This is a genomic window from Actinomadura rubrisoli (assembly GCF_004349215.1).
GTDB lineage: Bacteria > Actinomycetota > Actinomycetes > Streptosporangiales > Streptosporangiaceae > Spirillospora > Spirillospora rubrisoli.
Genome location: NZ_SMKU01000516.1, coordinates 1 through 4,667 on the forward strand (window position 1 = coordinate 1; position 4,667 = coordinate 4,667).

The window sequence follows — 4,667 nt, forward strand, 5'->3', positions numbered from 1 at the left end:
ACCCCGGTCCCCGTCATCCCCCCGACCGGCGCCGGGACGGGCGGGTGTTCCAACTGCGGAAGCGTCCACAGCGTGCGGGTGCTGCCCGACGGGCGGCACCGCTGCAACTGCGGACACCGCTGGACCCCGCCGACTCTGCCGACCGGCACTTTGAACACCCGCTCGGGGCAGGAGACGCGGTGACCGCGATCACGCATGTCGTGCAGTACTCGGGCGGGATCGGCAGTTGGGCCGCCGCGCAACGTGTGGCCGCCGAGCACGGCACCGGCAACCTGGTGCTGTTGTTCGCCGATACCGGTGTGGAGGACGATGACCTGTACCGGTTCCTGGAGGAGTCGGCGGCCCAACTCGGGGCGCCGCTGGTGCGGGTGGCCGATGGCCGCACCCAGTTCGAGGTGTTCACCGATCAGCGGTTTCTCGGCAACTCCCGGCTGGCGCCGTGCTCGGCGCATCTCAAGCAGCGCCCGTGCCGCCGGTGGCTGGAGGCCAACGCCGACCCCGCCCGCACCGTGCTTCATGTGGGGATCGACTGGTCAGAGACCCGGCGCCTGCCCGCGATCGTCAAAGGGTGGGCGCCCTGGACGGTGCGGTTCCCGATGTGCGACGAACCGCACCTGACCAAACGCCAGATGCTCGACTGGGCCCGCGCCCTGGACGTCACCCCGCCCCGGCTGTACGAGCTGGGCTTTGCCCACAACAACTGTGGCGGCGCGTGCGTGCGTGCCGGCCAGCGGCAGTGGAAACATCTGCTGGCTACCTTCCCCGACCGCTACGCCGCCGCCGAAGCGAGCGAGCAACGCATCCGCGCCGACCTCGGCGACGTCGCGATCCTGCGCGAACGGGTCCGCGGCGAGTCTCGCCCGCTCACGCTGACCGAACTCCGCCGCCGCCAACAGGACACCCTGCTATGAGCCGCCGAAGCTCCGCGCGGTTCTGGGATCCGCGCGGGGACCGGTACGGCATCCCGACCTATCCGTGGCGGTTGGCGCCGTCGCATCTGGCGACGCGCCGCCAGCTCGCCGCCGCTGGGCTGCGCCCCGGCGGTCAGGACGTGGTGGCACAGGTGCTCTGGCGCCGGTGGCGCGGGCTCGGGGTGGCCTACCTGTACGACCGGCGGCTGGCGCTGCCCAAACGCGCCCCGAGCTCGGCGCAGCGGGCCGCACTGGCCAAGGCACTGGCGGCCCGCCGCACCTGCCCGCGTTGCGCGACCGATCGCGGTTACGTGCTGCCCCGGCGGCTGGGCTGCTGCCTGGAATGCGCCGAGCCGTGGGAGCTGAACACCGCCTAACACCCCCGGCACCCGGGCTCCGCCCCCCGCCTCCGCTTTCTGCCGACCAACTTCCTGCTGACCTGCTGTGAAAGGACGCCGCCGTGACCGTTTCCGCTTCGAACTCGCCCGGGAACTCGCCCGGCCCGGATCTCGGGCGTCCCTCGCCGTGGGTGCTGCCCGAAGACGGGATCGTGGACCCGATCGCGGTCGAGATCGCCGCCACCGGGGCGCGGCGGGTGGCGCTGACCCGCACCGAGCGTCTGCTGGCCGCCGCCCGCATCCTGGCTGCCGGCCACCCGTGCACGGAGATCTCTCGGCGCCTGCACGTGTCCGGCCACACGGCCCGGACGCTGGCCGCTCAGCTCCGCGACCTCGGCCCGGTTCCCGACGTATGGGCTCCGGCCAACCCGGGCGCTGCCTGATGCCCCGCCCACGGCTCAACCGGCGCGAGATGCCCCAGGCGCAGCCGATCCCGCCCGGCTACGAGCAGACCACCGCATCCAGTTACCCGTGGAGCGGTGGCGAGGAGAGCTGGGACGCCGACGAGGCAGCCGTGCTGCTGGCCCTGGCCGATGCGGGCGGGGACTTGACCGCCCACCCAACCATCCATCTGGGGAAAAGGAAGTGAGCACGTCACCGTCCTACCAGCCCCCGTCCACGCCCCAGTAGCCGTGCGCATCCTCGGCGCAGCCAAATGCACGGCAAGGAATGAAAGGCGGCAAGCAGATGGCCGGCACGCGGATCGTGTTCGTCTGGCGCATCGTGATCCATCACATCGCAGACGAGAACGGAAACCGCAAGATCCTGACGTACGAGAAGGAGGACGACGCGCGGTCCCGGTTCGAGGAGTTCCGCGACTACTGGGGCACCGGCCGGAACGGAAACGGCCACACCTACAAGCTGGTGCACCCCACGTCGAACCTGGTGGCCGAAAGTTTCGACTCCCAATAAGCCGCCCCGGTTCAGGAGGGACACCCGATGACATTCGACAACCACGGAAAGATCATCAGAATCGTCCGCGATGCGACCCAGGTGTTGCGCAACGACGACACCGGCGTCCTCAGCATCCAGCGGACCCCGACGTTCAACATCGTCGGCCGCGACCTCTGCCACGCCGAGTACATCACCGTGGACGGCGAATACGGGCAAGTGTGCACGCCGCTGAGGGAGCGCCGGTTCTACATCCGCGGCCCCCACGCCGCCCCGACCGACGCCGACGACAGCGTCCGGTTCCACGACACGATCGAGTCCGCACTGTCGGAGGCTATGGGGCGGATCTCATGAAGCAGTGCGGCATGGTGACGGAGGCCGATGTCATGACCGAGTACTTCGCGGTCATCACGATCAGCAAGCCGACCAACAACGGTACTGGTGCCCTGCAGGGCACGTTCACGTGCACCATGCGGGTCGGCGCGGGCACCACGCGGTCCGCAATCTACGAGCACGTCCTCAAGACGATGCCCCGCCAGTTCCAGGGCGGGAACGTCATGTTCTTCAGCGCCGAGCCGAACCGCACCCCGCACTGAGATCAGCCGGACAGGGGCCTTCCCCCTTTGCTTTTCTTCTGGGCCGAGAACCTTCCCCCAGGGAGACTCCCAATGACCAATTCCGTGTTCTCCGCCGCCGACCTGGACCTGATCGCGCGGGCGCTGAATGCGCGGGCCGACATCTACGCCCGGGTGGCGGGGATGGCGGTCACGGTGCCCGACCACGAGATCGCGGCTCGGGCCACATGCCGTTACCGCACCCTGGCCAATCGGGTCTGCGCAGCCCGCAACGCAGCCCGAACCGCGCCTCGCACCGCACGACCCTGCGGCCCCGGATTCTTCGTGGAAGGAGCACCGGACCCCGATGGACAGCATGGATGAGACGGCCGATTGGCCGACCAGTCCCGGCGATGACGGCCCGGGCGATGACGGTCCGGGCGATGACAGCCGCGGCGATGCCCGGCCGGAAGGCTCCGGCCGCGCGGCGGCCGGGCTGCCCGGTGTTGGGCGTATCGCCTTGAGCAAGCGCGGTGAGCTGGCGTGTAAGGCCGTCCTGGTGGTGGTGGGCGCCCTGTACGTGGTGCTGATGTGGGTGTCCTACACCAACGCCCGCACGGCGCTGCTGGAGGCTGGGGAGCCAAGGCATCTGGCGGAGCTGCTGCCGCTGGGCTTTGACGTGGCTGGCACGGTGCTGGTGGCGCTGTCGCTGGTGCTGGCCGTCAAGGAATCGCGCGGCCAGTTGGTCACCCGGCTGTACGGGATCGTGCTGGTGGTGATCAGCGCCGGGATCGGCGCCTGGTACGGGCGCACGGTCGGCGGCGGCTGGTTCAGCTGGTTCGTGGCCGCACACGCGCTGATGGCGGTCACCCTGGCGGTGTTCGCCGAGTCGGTGGCCTGGCTGCTGCGGGCCCGGATCGACGCCGCCATCGGCGTGGAACGCGTCCCGATGGTGATGTGCCTGACCAATCCCGGCGCGTGGCGGGAGGCGAACCTGTACCGGCTCCGGCACCGTTCCCCCGTTTCTTCCGCCCTGGTCGTAAGGGACGAGAAGATCAAGGCGGTTTCCCGGGTGGTGGAAGCAGCCCAAGAGGATGCCGGGTACAAAGGCGCCAAAGCCAAAAAGGTGCGGGCGGCGATCATGCGGGCCTGCCGGGACGGCACCCTGCCCGTCGAGGCGATCGACCGAGCCTGCGAAACCGGCCTGGACGAGACCGCTTCCCGCCGCCTCCTGGTCGACGCCGCAAAGGCGATGATGGCCAGCACCGCGACCGATGCCATTTCCGGGACCGACCCCCTGGCCGAACTGCTCGGCGGGCACGACGGGGAAGATCTGAGGAAGATCCGGGGAAGCGGCGCAGTGGGACAGAGCTGGGGCGATGCCCAGGGCGGGGAAGATCTGGGAAAGATCCCGGGAAGCCCTGGAAAGGTGCTGGAACGCGGCCACAATCTCAGCGAAGACCGCATGTCGCAAATCATCACCACCATCGAAGAAAGCACCGGAAAATCCCTGACAATCTCTGAGATCGCGTACGCGCTGAGCATCAGCAATGCCAGGGCAACAGCGATCCGGAATATCACGCCGAAAGTCAAGCAGAACGGCGTCGGACGGCACCGGTAAGCCCTCGCCAGACAACACCGGGCATGGAACTGGAGTGAGCCGCGAGCCTGCCACCTTCCCCCAATCCATCTGGAGCCCTATGGAGAAGATCAAGACCAAACCCGTCCGCGGCCAGGATCTCCGCCAAGGTGACGTTCTCGCCTCCGGTGATGAGGTCACCGACGTCCACCACGACCCGGAAGGCACCTGAATCGAGACGTTCCGGGGAAACTTCGGCTACGCCGACGGGCAGACCTGGCGGGTTCAACTCCCCAGACCGCCACGCTGATCACCCGGCAGCGCCTAAACCGGC

At 68.9% G+C, this 4,667-nt stretch carries 10 protein-coding genes; all 10 read left to right on the forward strand.

The window, feature by feature from the left end; translation table 11 throughout:
* Positions 1-183, forward strand: a 183-nt coding sequence (locus E1298_RS49965; RefSeq protein ID WP_207945224.1) for a hypothetical protein, incomplete at its 5' end; no start/stop codon positions are given.
* Positions 180-911 carry a hypothetical protein gene (locus tag E1298_RS44300; RefSeq protein ID WP_243726222.1) on the forward strand — a complete coding sequence of 244 codons (732 nt, stop codon included), beginning with the start codon at positions 180-182 and terminating at the stop codon, positions 909-911. The genes E1298_RS49965 and E1298_RS44300, both read left to right, overlap by 4 nt.
* Entirely contained in the window at positions 908-1,288 is a 381-nt protein-coding gene (locus E1298_RS44305; RefSeq protein WP_131903370.1) for an RRQRL motif-containing zinc-binding protein, read from the forward strand. The genes E1298_RS44300 and E1298_RS44305 overlap by 4 nt, the downstream gene beginning before the upstream one ends.
* A gap of 83 nt (positions 1,289-1,371) precedes the next feature.
* Positions 1,372-1,692 (forward strand): hypothetical protein, encoded by a 321-nt coding sequence (locus E1298_RS44310; protein ID WP_131903371.1) that lies wholly within the window; start codon positions 1,372-1,374, stop codon positions 1,690-1,692.
* Between the two features lie 29 nt (positions 1,693-1,721).
* Positions 1,722-1,898, forward strand: a complete 177-nt coding sequence (locus E1298_RS48975; RefSeq protein ID WP_165975955.1) for a hypothetical protein — start codon at positions 1,722-1,724, stop codon at positions 1,896-1,898.
* A gap of 98 nt (positions 1,899-1,996) precedes the next feature.
* Positions 1,997-2,221, forward strand: coding sequence for a hypothetical protein (locus E1298_RS44315; RefSeq protein ID WP_131903372.1), 225 nt, complete (start codon positions 1,997-1,999; stop codon positions 2,219-2,221).
* A gap of 27 nt (positions 2,222-2,248) precedes the next feature.
* Positions 2,249-2,554 (forward strand): hypothetical protein, encoded by a 306-nt coding sequence (locus E1298_RS44320; RefSeq protein ID WP_131903373.1) that lies wholly within the window; start codon positions 2,249-2,251, stop codon positions 2,552-2,554.
* A gap of 32 nt (positions 2,555-2,586) precedes the next feature.
* Positions 2,587-2,796, forward strand: a complete 210-nt coding sequence (locus tag E1298_RS44325; protein WP_131903374.1) for a hypothetical protein — start codon at positions 2,587-2,589, stop codon at positions 2,794-2,796.
* 72 nt (positions 2,797-2,868) lie between these two features.
* The gene (locus E1298_RS44330; RefSeq protein ID WP_131903375.1) at positions 2,869-3,138 is read left to right on the forward strand and encodes a hypothetical protein; all 270 of its coding nucleotides are present in this window, start codon (positions 2,869-2,871) and stop codon (positions 3,136-3,138) included.
* Positions 3,122-4,375: a hypothetical protein gene (locus tag E1298_RS44335; RefSeq protein ID WP_131903376.1), complete on the forward strand. Its 1,254-nt coding sequence runs from the start codon at positions 3,122-3,124 to the stop codon at positions 4,373-4,375. Before E1298_RS44330 ends, E1298_RS44335 begins: the two co-directional genes overlap by 17 nt.
* The last annotated feature ends 292 nt before the right edge of the window (positions 4,376-4,667 follow it).

What these genes read in the sequence shown, in the direction of transcription:
- E1298_RS44305 (WP_131903370.1), top strand. Translation starts at nt 908, where the DNA reads ATGAGCCGCCGAAGCTCCGCGCGGTTCTGGGATCCGCGCGGGGACCGG.
- E1298_RS48975 (WP_165975955.1), top strand. Translation starts at nt 1,722, where the DNA reads ATGCCCCAGGCGCAGCCGATCCCGCCCGGCTACGAGCAGACCACCGCA.
- E1298_RS44315 (WP_131903372.1), top strand. Translation starts at nt 1,997, where the DNA reads ATGGCCGGCACGCGGATCGTGTTCGTCTGGCGCATCGTGATCCATCAC.
- E1298_RS44320 (WP_131903373.1), top strand. Translation starts at nt 2,249, where the DNA reads ATGACATTCGACAACCACGGAAAGATCATCAGAATCGTCCGCGATGCG.
- E1298_RS44325 (WP_131903374.1), top strand. Translation starts at nt 2,587, where the DNA reads ATGACCGAGTACTTCGCGGTCATCACGATCAGCAAGCCGACCAACAAC.
- E1298_RS44330 (WP_131903375.1), top strand. Translation starts at nt 2,869, where the DNA reads ATGACCAATTCCGTGTTCTCCGCCGCCGACCTGGACCTGATCGCGCGG.
- E1298_RS44335 (WP_131903376.1), top strand. Translation starts at nt 3,122, where the DNA reads ATGGACAGCATGGATGAGACGGCCGATTGGCCGACCAGTCCCGGCGAT.